The organism is Niveispirillum sp. FG148, from assembly GCF_057809655.1.
Genome location: NZ_JBMDKJ010000010.1, coordinates 131,742 through 149,322 on the forward strand (window position 1 = coordinate 131,742; position 17,581 = coordinate 149,322).

Sequence of the window (17,581 nt, forward strand, 5' to 3'; positions counted from 1 at the left end):
GCCGATCCCTTATGAAAGAAACGATCATGTCGAATACAAAAGTTGTCCTCATCACCGGCGTGTCATCAGGCATCGGTCGCAGTGCCGCGATCCGATTTTCCAAGCAGGGATGCCGGGTGTTCGGCACTGTACGCAATATCGCGAAAGCCCAGGCCATCCCCGGTGTCGAACTGGTTCAAATGGACGTCTGTGATGAGGCGTCCGTTCAACGCGGTGTTGAAACGATCATCGCCGCCGCCCAGCGCATCGACGTGCTGGTCAACAGCGCGGGCGGAACCTTGCTGGGTGCTGCGGAAGAAGCCTCGATCGCGGAAGCCCAGGCCCTGTTCGACACCAACCTGTTCGGCATCCTGCGCACGATCAAGGCCGTGCTGCCGCATATGCGCCAGCAGCGTTCCGGCCGCATTGTCAGTATCAGCTCGGTCCTGGGCTTTCTGCCGGCCCCTTACATGGCGCTGTATGCCGCCTCCAAGCACGCCGTCGAGGGATTATCCGAAACCCTGGATCACGAAGTTCGTCAGTTCGGCATCCGGGTGACGCTGGTCGAACCCTCCTTCACCAAGACCAACCTGGATCTCAACGCGCCCGAAACGGCGCTGAAGATTCCCGATTACAGCCAGGAGCTTGGCATCGTCTCCCGCGCGATCCAGCAGAATGTCCAGAAGGCACCAGCCCCCGACGGCGTTGTCGACACCCTGGTCGAGGCCGCACTGGGGCCATGGAAGATGCGTCGCACACCCAAGGGCGAGGCTTCTCTTCTGGCCAAGCTGCGCCGTTTCATGCCCGCCGGTCCGGTCGAGAAGGGCTTGCGCAAGACGTTCGGGCTTGCCTGAGGCTGGCACGGCTCTAATTCAACTTTGTGACAAAATCTGAAATGGAACAGAGGTTCGTTGTAATCAGGGGATTCATGCTTTGTTCGGAGAGGCGGTATGTATCCCCTTGGCACCGGAAGCGGCATCGAATCACGGTTCGCAGCATATGTCGAGAGTCTGGCGTTGGCTTAGGGTGGGTCATGCTGATCGCGCGGCACCTTTTCGTGCCTATTGCACCGGATTGATCCTTCCTGGCGACAGCAAGAGCGTCGAACTGATGGCTGCTCGGGTGGAGCCGGAACGTTTCGGTTCTGCGCATCAGTCCTTACACCATTTTGTTGCCAACGCAGCCTGGGACGATGCCGCTGTGCTGGCCGGGGTGCGCGATCTGGTTTTGCCAGCGTTGTCGGAACGCGGCCCCGTCCGCGCCTGGATCATTAACGACACTGGCATGCCGAAGAAGGGGCGCCATTCCGTTGGCGTGACGCGCCAGTACTGCGGTCAGATCGGCAAGCAGGACAATTGCCAAGTCGCCGTGTCGCTGTCGCTGGCAACCGACCACGCCAGCCTTCCCGTCGCCTGCCAACTGGACCTACCGGAGACATGGGCCGGCAACGCGGAGCGCCGGGCATGGTCCTGATGGACGCAGGCTATGGCAACGACACCGCCCTGCGCGAGTGCGTGACCGCGCTGGGGCTGACTTATTTCGCCGGTGTCCAATCCTCGCTGGCCGTCTGGCCGCCTGGTGTGAAACCGCTGCCGCCCAAGCCATGGAGCGGCAAGGGGCGGCCGTCGAAGCTCCTGCGCCGCCGCCCCCCTGGGCATGAACCGATCTCAGCAAAGGCTCTGGCCGAAGGGCTGGCTCCGGAGGCTTGGCGCTCCGTAACGTGGCGGGAGGGCACGAACGCGCCGCTGGTCTCCCGGTTCGCCGCCGATCGCGTTCACGCCGCGCACCGCGAAAAGGAGCGGGCGGAGCGTCGCCCAGAGGAGTGGCTGCTGATCGAATGGCCCGAGGACAAAGAGAAGCCGACCAAGTTCTGGTTGTCAACGCTGCCGGAGACAATGTCGCTCGACGCCTTGGTGGAGACCGCCAAGTTGCGGTAGCGTGTAACGAGCTGAGCGCGGGTCGGTGGGATTCAACAGCAGGCTGTGCGAGAAGCGCGCCCGCCAGCCTGCCGTCAGCTGCCAATTCTCGCCCTTGATGTCATGGATCACCGCCGATCCCGTCCAGGACAGCAGCGTCGGCACCACCAGCCCCACGCCCTTACCCGACCGGGTGGGGGCAAAGGCCATGACATGCTCCGGCCCATCATGCCGCAGATACCGGCCCCCCAACCGCCCCAGAAAGACCCCCGCCGGCCGAAACAGCCCCGCCCCCTCCACTTCCCGGCGGGTCGCCCAGCGCGACGAGCCATAGGTCGTGACCATCCGCGTCTGCCGGGCGCGCCATAGCGACCCGATGATGGCAGCAGCACAGCCCATGAACCCGCTGGCCCCGGCCAGCATGCCAGCCTTGTCGAACACATGCGGCGCATAGGCCTCGTACCAATACCACCACTCGAACAACTGCCAGGGTCGATAGACGGGCCAACCGGCGATGACGGTCCAGGCGGGGCCGAGCTGGGCCTGATAGCCCAGCATGGCAGCTGCCCACTGCGTCGCCGCCCAGACGCCCAGGATGACGATGGCGAAGACGACCAGGATCTGGCCGATCAGCAGTTTGGTGGGGGTCATAGGGGCCTCCGCGGACGACAAAACGGTCAACGAAGGGTGAAAGTTAGATGAAGAACAGACTATGTCCCTTATATACGACCTTTCCCGCCAGGGGCCGAGGGGACAAGTTCGGGCTGCGGACCCGAAGCGCGAACATCAGCCCGGCAGACCGAATTCCTGGCGCAAGGTCTTGTCAAACATCCGCGCGGGCATGAGGCGGCGCAGCAAGCTGACTTGCTTTGCAACCTTGCCGACAGGATAGCGCAGTTGCTGGCGCGGAGCCGTAGCAGCCAGCAGCACGGCATCGGCCACCTGTTCCGGTGTGACCGCCGTCAACAGCGCCTTCTTAAAGAAGCCATGCACCCAGGCACGGGCATCATCGTACTCAGTCATCTTCTTGTCAGGGTCCAGCGCGTTCTGATCGAAATTGCCTTTGACTGTGCCGGGCTCAATCAATGAGACGCGGACATTGAAGGCGCGGACTTCGTGATCCAGCGACTCTGAATAGCCCTCAAGGGCGAATTTGCTGGCGGCGTAGTGGGCCGAATAGGGCGCTGGCACGATACCGAGCGCGCTACTCAGGTTGATGATGCGACCGTGCCCTTGCGCCCGCATCGACGGCATCACGGCGTTGATGACCCTGATGACACCGAACAGATTAACGTCGAACAGGCGCTGAACCTGGGTGACCGAGGATTCCTCGGCCCCACCGAACAGGCCCAGGCCGGCATTATTGACAAGAACATCGATGCGCCCGGTGCGGGCGAGGACCTCTGAAACGAGGGCAGACACAGAGGCATCCTCTGTCACGTCGCAGGCCAGCATCGTTACTTGGCTCGGGCTGATGCTGCCCGGTTTGCGGCTGGTGCCGAAGACGGTAAAGCCCGATTGTGCCAGAACCTCGGCGGTGGCCCGCCCGATACCGGAGGAGGCACCCGTCACGAGCGCCGTTTTGGGGGAATTTGCGTGCATGGCTTTCGCTCTGGTTTGCTGAGCATGAAGTGGAGTAAGCGCGTCGCCATCGTCAGCGCAGGGCGACGACGACCTTGCCCTTTGATCGCCCCGTTTCAATGTAGGCCAGGGCGTCATTGGTCGCTTCGAACGGGAAGACCTGATCCATGACCGGGCGGATGATCCCGGCTTCGATCAGCGAAGTGATCTGGGCCAACTGCCCACCATCGGCCTGCATGAACAGGAAGGAATAGTCCACCCCTCGGGCCTTGGCCTTGCGTCGGATGCTGAAACTCAGCAGGCGCATAAGCTGATGCAGCAGCCAGTTCAGCCCCTGTCGCTGGGCGAATTCCGGGTCAGGCGGACCGGAGATGGAAATCAGTTTGCCACCCGGCTTCAACACGTCCAGGGACTTTTCCAGCGTGTCGCCTTCCAGGCTGTTCAAGACGACGTCGTAACCCGACAGGACCTTGGAGAAATCCTGTTTCTTGTAGTCGATCACGACATCAGCGCCCAGGCTGGTGACGAGTTTGACATTGGCCGTGCTCGTCGTCGTGGCAACCGTTGCGCCCAGATGCTTGGCTAACTGGATGGCGAACGTCCCGACACCGCCCGAACCGGCATGGATGAGGATTTTCTGGCCCTTCTGCAGCTTGGCCTGCTCCACCAATGCCTGCCAGGCCGTCAGCCCCACCAGCGGAATGGCGGCGGCTTCAGCCATGTTCAGGTTCTTTGGCTTCAGGGCAAGATCGGCCTCATCAATGGCGATCGCTTCCGCCAGGGTCCCGACGCGGCCGTCGCGCGGGCGGGCATAGACCGCATCCCCCACCTTGAACCTGCGGACCTTTGACCCGACACGGGTGACGACCCCTGCCATGTCATGTCCCAGGATGAACGGCGGCCGATAAGGAAGCAGAGGCTTGAAGACCCCATCGCGGATTTTCGCATCCAGGGGGTTGAGCCCGGCCGCATGGATCTGGACCAGGACATCCCTATCCGTCAGCACGGGGGCCGGCATCTCGCCCAGGCGAAGGGCGCGTCCCTTCTTGTACTTATCGACGATGAAGGCCTTCATGATGACCCGCTCTTCAGATGATTGTTAGCGACCTGCCGGGTCACGGCAGCCATTCGGCCGAGAAATGTTGGCGCACAGAGTCAGACGGCCTGCCGGTAGCGTGCGGCGGCATGTTCCTGACCCACATTCGGAAGAATGGCCTGACGTGCAGCCTGATAGCTGTTCCATTGCTCCACATCGGGCAACGGCGGAATGGTGACCGGTTCGCGACGGTCAAACCCGACCAACGCCGCGTCAACCAGTTCATCGACCTCCATCACCCCGCTCATGGTGCTGACGTCGGCACCGGCGTGCTCCCAGATTTCGGTGCGCGTGGCGGCAGGAAGCACGGCCTGGACATAGACACCCTTCGGTCCCAGTTCCAGATGGAGCCCCTGCGACAGGAACAGCACGAACGCCTTGGTCGCACCATAGACGGTCATGGCGAATTCGGGTGCCAGCCCGACCACCGAGCCGATATTGATGATGGCCCCTACGCCCGCCACCGTGAAGCGCGGTGCAACGGCGCTGGCCAGCCGCAGCGGGGCTGTGGTGTTCAGCGCGACCAGCCGCGTTACATCATCGGTGGACTGCTCAATGAAGCTGCCGCCCAGGGCCGTGCCCGCATTGTTGATCAGGATGCCGATGCGCGCATCGTCGCGCAGCCGCGCCTCCACCACCGCCAGATCGGCGGCCTGCGTCAGATCGGCCTGGATGATGTCGATGGCCACGCCAGTTTCCTGCCGCAACCGGTCGGCCAGCGCCTCCATGCGCTTGCGGTCCCGCGCCACCAGCACAAGGTCATGGCCGCGGCGCGCGAAACGGTCGGCATAGGTGGCGCCAATGCCGGTGGAAGCGCCTGTAACCAACACTGAAGGAAGGGCAGCCATGGGATTGCTCTCTGCTCTGTTGATGCCTATAATCATGACGATCATCACGATTGTCTAAATATGATGGTCATCATGATTATGTCAATATGGCTCGTGGAGAAATTTGCAATGAATGTCAGCCGAGAGCAGATGGCGGAAAACCGCCGTCGGATTCTGGACGTTGCCAGCAGGCTGTTCCGCGAGAAGGGGTTCGACGCCGTCAGCGTGTCCGAGGTGATGAAGGCCGCCGGCCTTACGCATGGCGGTTTCTATGGTCATTTCAGTTCGAAGGACGATCTGGTCGCGAAAACCCTGGCGCATGCCCTTGGGGCGAACGCAGGTGAAGGCGGTGACTTTCGGCATTATGTCGATGCCTATCTGTCACCCCGTCACCGCGACAACCCCGCCGGTGGGTGCCCGACAGCAGGACTGGCCGCGTCCGTCCGCCACGAAACGCCCCTGGCGCGCGCGGCCATGACGGAAGGCCTCCGCTCGCAGATCGCCCGTATCCAGCAGGCTCTCCCGGCTATGGATCCGGCCGACAGCCGGTGCGCGGCCATTGGAAGCTGGGCCGCGATGGTGGGGGCCGTCATCCTGGCCCGCGCCATTGATGATCCTGTGCTTTCCGACGAAATCCTGGACCAGACACGGGCGTGGATTGATGCCGGGACCGCCCAAGTGCCGATCTCCTGAGCGCGATATCTCAGTCGGGCTGGTCTAAAGGTCGCCGCACAACGGCTCGTTATAGGCGGCGGATGAGTCGGAGCCCAAGCTGGCCCATTCCGGCCGCGCACCCTGAAACCTACAGGCGGGGACTGGGCGACCAACATTGAGCATCTGAGAGCGATGGTTTTTTCACTCAATCGCCGGTCCCCCGCGCTGCCGCCCGAAGTTCCAGGTCACACCATCACCGCTGACGATCCCCGACATAGGCTGCCCGATATGCCGGTCCAACACCGGCCGCCAGGGGACCAGGGTGAAGTCCTGGCTGCGCTCGATCAGGGCCAGCTTTTCGCTGGCAAGGGGCACCGTCCGGCAGTAGGTGCCCTCGACGGGGTGGCCACGGGAGAGGCTGGCATAGGGCAAGCCCAGCTCGTCAGACAGTTGGCCGGCAACCCGCAGCAGCTCGCGCCGCCGCAGGGTTGCCAGCAGGTCGGCACGGTAAAAGGTTCGGCCTTGTTCCTCGCGGGCTAGATCCTCGACTATCAGCCATTGCCGCCGACGGTCCTGGGCATCACGCACATCCGACCGAAACCAGCATCGCGCAGCGGCGCTGGGTTTGGGGCGAGCAACTCGCGGTCCAGCCAGGTGGCACCGTCGGTGGTGATCTGTTGTTCCAACGGCAGGCTGGAGAGAACCCGCACGATGACCGGGTTAACCCGGGCCTGGGTGCGTGAACTGGCCCCCGTTTGGCCGGACATTCAGGCGGTTTCACGATAGGCCCTTATGAACTCGCGGGGCGAGCGCATTTTTAGGCCGGAATGTGGATGGTTATTGTTGTAGTCATCGATCCATCCGCCGATCTGTCCGAGGACGGTTTCGGCATCCGGCAGTGGCGTGACCTGCACATAGTCACGCTTCAGGATTTTAACGAAGGCCTCGGCGATGCCATTGCTCTGCGAGCTTTTCACCGGGGTAAAACAAGGTTTCAGGCCGAGCTGCTGGGCAAAGATCCGGGTCTCCCTGGCGATGTAGGGCGAGCCGTTGTCCGACAGCATCTCGATGGGTTGGGAAACACGCACGGCGCCGAACCGGACCTCGACCGCTTCCAGCATCACGTCGCGGATGTCGGAACCGCTGATGCCGGCATTGACGACGGCCCGCCAGGCGACGATCTCCCGGTCATGGGCGTCGATGATGAACGCGCCGCGGATGATGTCGCCGTTCCAGCAGGCGAACTCGAACCCGTCCGAGCACCAGCGCAGGTTGGAGCGCATAACGATCACCTTGCCGTCATGCGCCAGATCGGGCCGCTCCTCATATTTGCGGGCCAGCAGCAGGTTGTTGGCCTGCATGATGCGATAGACCCGCTTGTGGTTCACCGGTGTGGCGCCACTCTCCCGCAATTGCCGGTTCAGCAGCGCCGTGATCCGGCGATAGCCATATGTCGGCCGGGCCGCCACCAGGGCGGTGATCATGGGCACGACCACCGCGTCCCCGGCCTTGTGGTAGCGACCGCGCGGCCGGGTCCGGCCCGCCAGCCGATCAACCAGATTGGACCGGGCTACACCCAGCGTTTGGGCCACCGCCTTCACCGCGAACCGCCCTTCAGCATCAGACGCCGCCAACGATACAGCAGGTTCGGCGCTACGCCATGACGGCGGGCCACGACAGAGATGCTCGACCGGCCGTCCAGCGTCTCCTCAACGATCCGCAGCTTCTCCGATGCCGTCCAGCGGCGACGGCGACCGCCATCCGTGATGATCTCGATCTCAGGCATAAGCACATGCTCAGGGATATCCCCAAGCCTCCCAGGCTAGGCCTGAATGTCCGGTCCAAACGGGGGCCAGTTCAGCGTCCAACGATCAATCTGGGGCCGTACAGCGGACGTTGATTTCTGCCCTTGCGCTTCCACCCTGCTTCCAGGCTGTGGGCTGCTTCCAAGGGCTGGAAAGACAAAAGCCCGCCAACTCATTGAGTTAGCGGGCTTATGTTGGATGCGGGGGCAGGATTTGAACCTGCGGCCTTCAGGTTATGAGTTTGAAAATTATTCATACGACGAAATACGGCACCGCAAACTTTAATACGCTAACTTCATGTTTAGACACACTAATACTAATTTTCCATTGCCCCCCCAAATACGACCACGTTACCCTGATTTCACTCTCATTTGTTACCTATGTGCTACCTGCGGAACGCTGGCTCAGCCACGGTTTGTTGGCAGGCATGGAGGCCCACCATGGCAAAGCTGACAAAGCGTGTGGTCGACCAATTGGAACCCGGAGCGGTCGAAACCGTGTATTGGGACGATGAACTCCGTGGCTTCGGCGTGCGGGTCTGGCCGTCGGGCCGCAAGGTCTATGTCGCCATGACGCGGGTCAAAGGCCGGCTGCGGAAGGTGACGATCGGCACGCATGGCCCCGTCACCGCCGACAAGGCGCGGATAAGGGCGCACGAAATCATTTCACAGGCGAAAGCTGGCAACGACCCGGTCAAGGAACTGGACGTGGCTCGCAAATCGCCTACGGTCAAAGGGCTCGGCGAACGCTTCCTCAAGGAACATGTCTCCGTCCGCTGCAAGCCTTCCACCCAGTATGAATACAGACGCTCCGTCGAACTATTCATCAATCCCGAGATCGGCACCCGCAAGGTCCTGGATATCGAACGCCGGGACATCGCCGAACTGCATCAATCCCTGAAGCACATCCCCTATCAGGCCAACCGGACCCTGGGGGTGTTGTCGAAGATGTTCAATCTGGCAGAGGTCTGGGGGCTGCGGCCCGATGGCAGCAATCCCTGCCTGCATGTAAAAAAGTATCGTGAGGAGAAGCGCGAGCGGTTCCTGGGCGCCGATGAGTACGCCTCCCTGGGCCGGACATTGGCCGAGGTCGAGGCGGACGGCTCGGAACCTCCAGCCGTGGTGGCCGCCGTCCGATTGCTGATGCTGACAGGTTGCCGCTTGGGCGAGGTCATGACCTTGAAATGGTCCTATGTGGATTGGCAGGCGCGGGCATTGCGTTTACCGGATTCCAAAACGGGTGCGAAGGTTGTGCATTTCGGGGAAGCCGTGGCCGCCGTCCTGCGGTCGATCCCCCGGCTGACGGATAATCCCTGGGTCATCACCGGCATGAAGGAAGGTGCCCGGCTGACGGACCTGCAGCCGCCCTGGCGCCGTATCCGCAAGAAGGCCGGGCTGGATGATGTCCGCATCCATGACCTGCGGCACTCTTTCGCCAGCGGCGCCCTGTTCCTGGGCGAAGGGCTGCCGATGATCGGCAAGTTGCTCGGACATACCCAAGTGCAGACCACAGCCCGGTACGCCCATCTGGCTGCCGATCCGGTCAAGAATGCCATGGAGAAGGTCTCGGACTTCATTGCCAAGCAGGCGACGATCAGTACAAAGCGGCGGCGCAATCACAAATACACAGTCCAGCCCTTGGAATCCTGGGCGAGCGCGAAATCAGCCCCGTAGAGGCAGGGTGCCCCTGCCCCTTCGTCCTTCAAAGTTGCTTTTGCATCTCCGGCAGGCGTTACGGGACATTATGGTCAGGATGACAGTGCTGTACCCAGTTGATCAACAAGACGTGCCCGGACAGTCTTGGCAAGCTTGTCCAGGTTCAACTGCTTCCACCGCACAGCTGGCAGGTTCGCAGCTTCAGGGAGCCCGACGAGGCTCCAATCCGGCTCACCGCGCTTGAACCGCAACAGGAACTCCCTATGCGCGGCCGGCATTCCGCCGATGATCGTGGCAATCAACGCCTCCCGCGCCGCCGCCAAGTCCGCAAGGGCGACGGGCTCCGTCGTCATACCCTCGAAACCCTGCGCGAATTCCTGGGTCAAATCCTTGCGACGGGGTGCCACCAGTTCGAATATCAGGCGGTCATGGCTGACCAGGTAGACGATGAAGGCGCGGCGCAGTTCATCATGGATGCCCTCGTTGGCCAGCAGGTCCTTGATGTCGAACAGATCCCGCGGATGTTGCCGGTCGAGTGCAGCCACGATCTTTCCGGCATAAAGATCAGGGAACGAGACAACCTGCATTTCGGCAAAGCCGAACGCCTCCTCCACTGCAGCCGATACCGAGCGCAGTTCCGAAGCGAAGACGCAGCCACGCAGGACGGGCGTCACCTCGATCTTGATCTGGGCATCCCCCCGCTGCACGGTCAGCTTCGTGACGACCGGCTCGCGCGTGTTCAAGACTTCGGTGACGTGCGCTCCGCGCTGTCCCTTGCGGATGGCAGCAGCAATCCGCTTCATGCCGGCATCGATCGCAGACAGGGATTCAGGACGCCCGGCCACCGGCAGGTAGGTCAAGTCGATGTCGACCGACAGGCGAGGCATGTCGCGGACGAACAGGTTGATCGCCGTGCCGCCCTTCAGCGCGAAATCCTCTTCCGCCGCGACGAACGGCATCACGGCGATCAGGAGTGCGACCTGCGCCCGGTAGCGATCAGACAGGGACACCAAGATCCTCCGGAACGGTTATCAGGTACTTCGGATCAAGCCGGCCACCCTTGACCAACATGCGCTTACCGCTGCCGAGCGACACACGGTCCCGGTCAATCCGGGTGAGCCAGCGATGGCCATGTCGTTCAGCAAACCAGAAAAACAGCCGCTTGGCCTTCACGCTGCGGCAATCTTCCAGCAGCTTCTGGAGACGGGTTGGGCTGAGCGTGCGCAGCCCCTCCGCAATCACATCGACATTGTGGAATGTCTCGCGTCTCGGCAGTTCATCCAGCAATTCCAGAAAGGCCCGCTCAGGTGTGGAAACTAGCAGAGGCCAGTGCGCGTTCATGGATAGCGGGCGAACATGGTCTCCGGTTCGTTCATGGTCATCGCCGTCGTCGCCACCTGCCAAGCTGAGCGGATCCTCCGCGGCAGTCATTGCACTGAACAGGGTCTGGGCCTTGTGGAAGATGAAGCGCTCCTTGAAAGGCAGTTTCGCAAGCCAGCCTGGAGGGGGTTCGTCACCATAGAGGTGGATGCTCCCCGGCCCGCTGGCGGAGACGTAATGACCAAGCCCTTGCAGTTCAAGCGCGGTCCGTCCGCCCACGATCAAGGGATGCTTCATCAATGCTTGCAATGAGATGACGGCCCTATCCCAGGTCAGCTTACCAATTGGTCGCTTGTAGGTGCCACGAACCGGCTGCACGAGCCAGCCGGCTGCGACATACTGGCTGCGGAGGCTGGTCGAATAGCCGTGCCGCTCCATCCAGGCTGCATCCACCAGCAGCCCGTCGGGGAGCGTCCGCTCCAGCAAGTTTAGCTTTGATATGCTTTGTCCAGTCATGCTTGGCAAAATAGCACAGTTTCAAACTGCGTTCCAAGATTCGGGCTCAATGCCGATAACAAAGTACAGCTTCGCAAAAGCTGATCATAGAGGTGGCCCCCAGAAATCGGACAGGGTGTCCGGCGGCGCTCCGCCCCCGTCAGAAACTCCACACGCTGATAAGACATGACGTTTGCTACTCGTTTGCGTCCGCGCGATGACGCACCACACAAACATCCCCAGATCACCCATGCCCTACAAAGCGGCCCTCACCGTAGGCGTACATTCCAGCATCTATATGTTGTCGGAGGATGCCACGACCGAGAGGCTGACGTCGACCGTGGCTTCGAGTGCGCGAACCTGTTCACAAACGGCAAGCGGAACAATGATCGCTCAACGCCGCCCAAAACGGTTCGGTAACAGGGTAACAGCTCATAGAGCGAGCGTCCGCTCGAGAGAAGGCGCTCCATGACAGGGCTATGCGGCCACTCGGATATTGGTCAACCTGAAAAGATCTTCCCTGAACCGCCTTGCATAGTCAGACTGCGCAACTTCTTTCGCTAACGGGACCTCCCAAGTGGCATTGATGTGGTAGGTATGCTGTACATTCTTCAGAGCGATTTTCCCGTCAGCTAGACGCCACTTCGTCGTGGTCTTGTCGTTTGCGTCCATTGTTTCCATGTGAAGGACGACGTGCATTTGTACCTTATTGAACTCGGCCTCAAAGGTCTGCCAATCGCAGCTGCCATTGAGAACCCGCTCTTCCAAGAGCCTCCTGGTTTCTGCTTCTGGCACGTTATTGGCATGCGTGCCGGCGAGCACTCCAGCGATCTTACCACCAGCATGCAACAGATAGCTTGCGTATTTGTATAAGGCTCCAAGGAATTGACGCTCCACGATTGAGGAGACCTTCTCATTCACCTCTTCGGGCTTGTTCTTGCCGAGCTCCGCCAGCGTCGTCTGATCCACGATGTAGGTTACGATATCTGCCTGGCGCAAAAGAATGTTCTCTGCTTCGTGATCTGCCAGATATAGAATGCCATCCGACTTGCCGAGTGAGAAGATGGCTGCATCGGATTTAACGAACTGCTCGAACCCATCGGCTTCGGGAACTGCCGCCTCGCCGTCCAGTAGCGCGTAAATCTGCGGATTGTCTTTGCGATATTTTTCGGCGCATGCCTTAGCGGGGCCGCAGCCCCTGCCCTTTTCCGGAGGTGTCTCGAACTGGATATGCTCGTTGTATCCTGGCCCGACTATGGTCCGGAAGAGGTTTGCATCGCTGTCCGACTCCACATAGACGATCACCTTTCGCACATAGCGATGCCTGAGTGCAGTCGTGTCCCTAAGTGAGGATAGATCGGGCATTCAGAGGATATCCGTCTCGATTAAATAGCCGCCCTTAATCAGGCCGTCCTCTTTTGTTTCAAATCTATATAGATCTATCAAGTCCAGATTGTGTGTCGTGAAGACCATTGTCACTGCCGGATAGGATCGGAGAAGGTCTTTAAGCGCTTCAAACATCCGGCTCATCCATCGAGTATGAAGATGGATTTCGAATTCATCGATAAGCACGATCGTGTTTGATGTCATATGCGTGAGCGTTCGGGCAAGAATGTGCAGCATAGCACGTTCGCCGTGGCTAAGTGCATTGAGCGGATGTAGGCCGTAACGCGTTTTTACATAGGATCGAAGCTCCTCGCGATGAGGACGCTCAATCCGCTTATCTGGAGAATCCTGGAAGATCAGCCGGTTAACAAACGCCAGCAGATCATCAATGCGCCGATCCCTAACCTCGTTTTCCCTAGCCGCCAACCACTCCAGCCAGATGAGCATGTTGTCGATCGACGTCCCCCATTCCGGCCCGTCCGAACTGAGATAGACAGCGGGCTGATAGCCCCAATTATCCGGTCTGGTGACCGCCTCATGCCGATTGGGCGCGACAATACGTCGATCTGCGGGGAAATAGAGAACCGATGGCATGTTCTGCGATAGGCCGAAAAGATCAGTGGGTGGCACATTCAGAGCCTGTCGCACGGCTTGATGCAGCACTATCCCGAGTTCATTCGTCCCCGCGAGTCTTGCAACGCTGGTGCCATTGGCGGAGAGACCGAGTTTGGCCCAGATATCGGTCTTCCCAAACGTCTCGAGATCGATCATTGACAGAGGATCAACGGGTTCCTCGCTTCCGGTCCAGAGCGAAACAATCAACGTCTGCGGCTTACCATCCAATATCCACGACGTGCGAATGTCGAGCTGAGCGCGTCCCTTAAACGAGCCGTCCGCAAACTTCCCTGTAACGTCCGAATTGAGCAACCCATAAATTCCGAAGATCGCCTCTAGGATCGTCGTCTTGCCGAAACCGTTCGCGGCCAGGATCAAATACATGTTGGCGGCATCGGTCGTTTCGGACCCTGGGTCGTCGGAATCGGCACCTACAATGTCGAAGCTCTGCCTTCCTTGGCGAAAAGGGCCGAGTTCATCCACTGTCACTCTGAGTAGTTTCCATTCGACGATGGTCAAGTCGGCCATTTATTTCACCGCTCCGCTGATATCCGATGCAAGAATTCTAGGCCCATGCGCTCGCACAATGGGCCGGCCGCTGAATCTGATCAGCATATCGCCGCGACCAAGCAGGTGTTCGGCTCCACCTTCGTCTAGAATGATGCGAGACTCAGTGCCTTTCTGGACCGTCAATGCCACGCGACTGGGCACGTTTGATCGCAGCATCCCTGGAAAGGTAGCAGCCTCCGGCCGTTGGGTGGCTAGCACCAGATGGATGCCTGCTGATCTGGCCTTCTGCGCCAATCGGATCAACGGGATCTCGATGTCTTCCGACTGCATAAACAGATCACCGAGTTCGTCGACTACGGCAACTATTCGTCTTAAGTCGGAGCCGGCCTCCTGTGCCTCGGTGAGATCACGCACTTCCAGCTCAGCGAATGCTTCTTGGCGACGTTGCATCTCTTCGATCAACCCATTCAGTGCCACCAGTGCATCCCCAGAAGATGTCACGACACCGCCGGCGAGAAGGTTCTTCAACCCCTTGTAGCCGGCAAACTCGACCGCCTTTGGATCGATGAGCAGGAAATCGGGAACTTGGCGGCCGGCGAGAAGGGAGAGAAGGATGGCGTGCAGCGTCATGCTCTTGCCGCTGCCCGTTGTACCGCCCAGGAACAAGTGCGGTGCCTCGGCCAAGTCGATGAGCATGGGGGCACCGAGAACATCGGTGCCGAGGCAGATCGGTAGGATCATCTCCTGGGCTTGGTTTGAACGGAGCGATCCTTTGACATCGTTCCAGTCAACCGTTCGCCACTGATTTGGTGAGCGCGGAATATCAACCCAAACCTGACGCTCGACCGAGGCGCTGGAAACGGTTGCCGCTCGGTTCCCGAGCCCAAGACCGAACGCGAGCTTATCTTCGCCCCGCTTCAGCCGGCTCAAGTCGTCAAGAAGTGCGAGCTGATATGTAAACCTGGAAAGCCGCGGCCCCTGTGCGGTGCTGATAAGACGACCGTCCACCCCCATTTCTGCCATCACCCTCGTTATCTGCTCACCCAGTTCATTGGCAAGTTCTTCGCTCTCAGGCCCCTCGGCGAACATGCTCTGAAGAAGATAACGGTTGAAGTCGGTGCCATGCGTCCACTCAGCAGCCAGCGTGGCCAGCCCACGACGGACATGACGCTGCAGAGCCGCGTGAAACGCGCCGTCGTCCGTAAACAGATTTACCCCCTCGTAAACCGAGATCATCGCGCGGTAGACGTCGGAATAGTCCTCTTCGCCCGGCTTGGTCTCACCGATCAACTGGGCTGGGTGAAGCTGGATACCCTGATCCTGCACAGACAGCACAGGAAACGCCTCCGGGTCAGGAGGCGACGGTAGCTGCAAGGACCGAGCAAGAGCCAGTCGAGCCACGGTCCAGTAGTCAGCACCTGGGCGCCGCCACCCCTCACCCCGCACGCGCTCGATAAAGTCCTTGTCCTTCTCAGTGAGTTGAACCCGTGCGACCATCAGATTTCCACCAACGGTTTGTCCTCGACGCTGGCCGCGTCGCCACTGTCGTTGCGAATGCGGTAGTGCTTGGCCACCTTGTCGGTGAGCAGCCCAAGCTTACGTTCGTCTATCTCGGCATTAGTGGGCAGAATGATAACCTGATGGGAAAGCGCCGGATAGTACGCGCGTAGCAAATGTTCCTGGTTCTCACGGTCGATACGGCCCAGTGGAGTGTCGATGATGACCGGGACATCACTACCCGCGCTGTCCTTCATCGCCCATAGTAAGGCCGTCGCAGCAAGCTGCTTCATGCCGCTCGACAGACTTGTCCGGCCGATGGTCTTTCCACTTTTCTCGTAGAACGTAAGCACATATCCTTCGTCGAGCACAATTCGATCGATGAGGGGGTGCTGGATGATGAGCCTGAACTTTTCGTTCAGCGTCGCCTCCAGCTCGGCTCGCGTTGCCGTCTTTATTCGTTCGCTGATCTCGTTGAGCGCCTTGGCGGCTTTGAGGACGAACCTGCTATCACGCGCAGCTTGGGAGACCTGATCCTGCGATTCCTCAAGGCGCTTGACTTCTGCGGCCCATTTCTTCTCGGCCAAACCGGCCTCCGTCAGTCGCGCGGACCACTGACCTTTCATCTGATTCTGCTTGGCGATGCCTTCTTCCAGTTCGACGAGCTTGTTCGAAACGGCCCGGAATTCGTCAGCATTGCCGTTGGCACCAACCTCGAGGTTAAACAGGCTGCGGGTGATCTCCTGCACGGTCTTGCTATACCCATAAGCTTCGATCAACATTCGGCTACGAGCCGAGCGTAGCGTATCACCCGCAGCGCCCCAGCTCTCAAAGCGCCCAACGATGCGCTCGAGCACCGCCAGACTTACGTTGGAGAAGAGGCCGCCACTGCCATCGACATGAAGAAGACTGCGCATCCGATCGGACAAGAAGGCCGAAAGCTTGATGGTCTCGCTCTCCGATAGCGCTGGACACCCTTCGGCGATCCAATCCCGCAGCCTTTCCGACACGCTGTTGGCGAAAGCTGACTCAACACCACTACCCTGGGTCAGGCGCGCTACGATCTCCTTAAGCGCTTGGCCGACTAGGTTCAGATTTGCAAGAATGGGCGCGTCCTTTGGCAGGTCCCGGACAATCTGATTGGTGACGTCGTCCAGTCTTTTCTGCTCGGCCTTGAGTTGATCATCCAGGACCTTGCGCTGCGCTTCCGAGGCACCCGAGCTCAAGTTAGCTCGACGTATCTGAATCCGCCTGAGCTCGATACCATCGATGCCTAGCTGAGCATCAATCGCCTCAATCTCTTCTCGAGCAGTGACCTGGAGGGATTTGGCCTTGGCGAGATTGGCCTGCGCGTCATCGAGAGTGTGCCGCAGGTTGGACTCGAGGCCGCTGCGCTTCCTGTCGCCCGACAAGGCCACCAGCTCTCGCGAAAGATCTTCGAGGAATGTGATCTGCAATAGTCGATTGAAATCAGCCTGATGAGAACCCGAACTTTCAGCAAGACTCTTGATATCCTCGCCGTCAAAGAAGAAGAACTTCACTAGATCTGAGGGAATTGTGTCTTCGAGAATGTCCTGCGCAACGCCGCCAGTTTTCCGCTTGCCATCGCGCTCGACCACCAAGCCAGTCTGATAGCTCTCTCCCTCCGCAGTCCACCATCGAGTTGCGGTGACCCTTTCGCCAGCGTTGTCTAGCCAGGAAACCATGATGTGCGCTGTGACCGGCTCGCCAAGTATCAACGCACGCCGTCGTGCCTCCCGATTGATGACCCCAGTCCAACGCGAACCATCGCCCAGGACATACTGCTGGTCCTTGAGCGATACGGGGGGAAACCCCACGCGACGCAAATCGGTCTTGTCGTGTCCAGTGAACAACAGCTTCATCGCATTGAGGAAGCTGGTCTTCCCCATGCCGTTCCGTCCCCAGATCAAAACGATATTTTGGGCCGGTGACGTACCCGAGAAATCAAAATCGGCGTCACGGTATGCGAAGATGTTCTGAAGTTTAACCCCGAGGAGCTTCATCGCCACCCTCTGCTCGGTGCTTGGCTAATGCTGTCTCTACGATCGCAGCGACGTCCCGGCGCAGATGCGGTCTGGCACCCCAGGCTAAGAGATCACCGTGCTGGGTTTCCAAGTCCAGCAGTGCCTCAATGAAGGATTGATCGACGCCCTCTTCGGCACAGACATCGGCTATGATCTGCGCCCTGGAAGCTTTGTTCTTCATGTGCTCCCCCCAAAGCGCT

Annotated in this window: 13 protein-coding genes and 3 pseudogenes; 4 read left to right on the forward strand and 12 right to left on the reverse strand. The window is 60.0% G+C overall.

The features are described from left to right. Positions 1–11: 11 nt before the first annotated feature. Both ACODTW_RS13130 and ACODTW_RS13135 read left to right on the forward strand, forming a co-directional pair. Positions 12–833 carry an oxidoreductase gene (locus tag ACODTW_RS13130; RefSeq protein WP_488946469.1) on the forward strand — a complete coding sequence of 274 codons (822 nt, stop codon included), beginning with the start codon at positions 12–14 and terminating at the stop codon, positions 831–833. 96 nt (positions 834–929) lie between these two features. Beyond that, positions 930–1,913 (forward strand): annotated as a pseudogene (locus ACODTW_RS13135) (IS701 family transposase); the annotation flags it as partial. Here ACODTW_RS13135 and ACODTW_RS13140 read toward each other — a convergent pair. The 4 genes from ACODTW_RS13140 to ACODTW_RS13155 all read right to left on the reverse strand — a co-directional run bounded on the left by ACODTW_RS13140 (position 1,857) and on the right by ACODTW_RS13155 (position 5,420). Further along, on the reverse strand, positions 1,857–2,546 hold the full coding sequence (locus ACODTW_RS13140; protein ID WP_488946470.1) for a type IV secretory system conjugative DNA transfer family protein: 690 nt from the start codon (positions 2,544–2,546) through the stop codon (positions 1,857–1,859). The pseudogene ACODTW_RS13135 and the gene ACODTW_RS13140 overlap by 57 nt on opposite strands. A gap of 135 nt (positions 2,547–2,681) precedes the next feature. Further along, complete coding sequence (locus ACODTW_RS13145; RefSeq protein WP_488946471.1) at positions 2,682–3,497, reverse strand: oxidoreductase; 816 nt, start codon at positions 3,495–3,497, stop codon at positions 2,682–2,684. A 52-nt stretch (positions 3,498–3,549) separates the two neighbouring features. Beyond that, positions 3,550–4,551, reverse strand: a complete 1,002-nt coding sequence (locus ACODTW_RS13150; RefSeq protein ID WP_488946472.1) for an NADP-dependent oxidoreductase — start codon at positions 4,549–4,551, stop codon at positions 3,550–3,552. A gap of 80 nt (positions 4,552–4,631) precedes the next feature. Beyond that, positions 4,632–5,420 (reverse strand): SDR family NAD(P)-dependent oxidoreductase, encoded by a 789-nt coding sequence (locus tag ACODTW_RS13155; RefSeq protein WP_488946473.1) that lies wholly within the window; start codon positions 5,418–5,420, stop codon positions 4,632–4,634. A gap of 60 nt (positions 5,421–5,480) precedes the next feature. Here ACODTW_RS13155 and ACODTW_RS13160 point away from each other — a divergent pair, with 60 nt between their 5' ends. After that, a complete protein-coding gene (locus tag ACODTW_RS13160) occupies positions 5,481–6,092 on the forward strand; it encodes a TetR/AcrR family transcriptional regulator (protein ID WP_488946474.1) in 612 nt (203 codons plus the stop codon). Positions 6,093–6,254: 162 nt separating this feature from the next. On the opposite strand, the pseudogene ACODTW_RS13165 reads toward ACODTW_RS13160, so the two are convergent. Further along, positions 6,255–6,820 (reverse strand): annotated as a pseudogene (locus tag ACODTW_RS13165) (DUF3363 domain-containing protein). Continuing rightward, positions 6,821–7,857, reverse strand: a pseudogene (locus tag ACODTW_RS13170) (IS3 family transposase). A gap of 381 nt (positions 7,858–8,238) precedes the next feature. On the opposite strand from ACODTW_RS13170, the gene ACODTW_RS13175 reads away from it, so the two are divergent. Continuing rightward, positions 8,239–9,531 carry a site-specific integrase gene (locus ACODTW_RS13175; RefSeq protein WP_488946475.1) on the forward strand — a complete coding sequence of 431 codons (1,293 nt, stop codon included), beginning with the start codon at positions 8,239–8,241 and terminating at the stop codon, positions 9,529–9,531. A gap of 74 nt (positions 9,532–9,605) precedes the next feature. On the opposite strand, the gene ACODTW_RS13180 is transcribed toward ACODTW_RS13175, so the two are convergent. The 6 genes from ACODTW_RS13180 to ACODTW_RS13205 all read right to left on the reverse strand — a co-directional run bounded on the left by ACODTW_RS13180 (position 9,606) and on the right by ACODTW_RS13205 (position 17,360). After that, the gene (locus ACODTW_RS13180) at positions 9,606–10,523 is read right to left on the reverse strand and encodes a nucleotidyl transferase AbiEii/AbiGii toxin family protein (protein ID WP_488946476.1); all 918 of its coding nucleotides are present in this window, start codon (positions 10,521–10,523) and stop codon (positions 9,606–9,608) included. After that, a complete protein-coding gene (locus ACODTW_RS13185) occupies positions 10,510–11,319 on the reverse strand; it encodes a type IV toxin-antitoxin system AbiEi family antitoxin domain-containing protein (RefSeq protein WP_488946477.1) in 810 nt (269 codons plus the stop codon). Before ACODTW_RS13185 ends, ACODTW_RS13180 begins: the two co-directional genes overlap by 14 nt. Positions 11,320–11,805: 486 nt before the next feature. Beyond that, complete coding sequence (locus tag ACODTW_RS13190; protein WP_488946478.1) at positions 11,806–12,693, reverse strand: hypothetical protein; 888 nt, start codon at positions 12,691–12,693, stop codon at positions 11,806–11,808. Continuing rightward, a complete protein-coding gene (locus tag ACODTW_RS13195) occupies positions 12,694–13,857 on the reverse strand; it encodes an AAA family ATPase (RefSeq protein WP_488946479.1) in 1,164 nt (387 codons plus the stop codon). Further along, positions 13,858–15,336 carry an FtsK/SpoIIIE domain-containing protein gene (locus ACODTW_RS13200; protein ID WP_488946480.1) on the reverse strand — a complete coding sequence of 493 codons (1,479 nt, stop codon included), beginning with the start codon at positions 15,334–15,336 and terminating at the stop codon, positions 13,858–13,860. It lies immediately after the preceding gene. Further along, a complete protein-coding gene (locus tag ACODTW_RS13205; protein ID WP_488946505.1) occupies positions 15,336–17,360 on the reverse strand; it encodes an AAA family ATPase in 2,025 nt (674 codons plus the stop codon). Before ACODTW_RS13205 ends, ACODTW_RS13200 begins: the two co-directional genes overlap by 1 nt. Between the last annotated feature and the right edge of the window lie 221 nt (positions 17,361–17,581).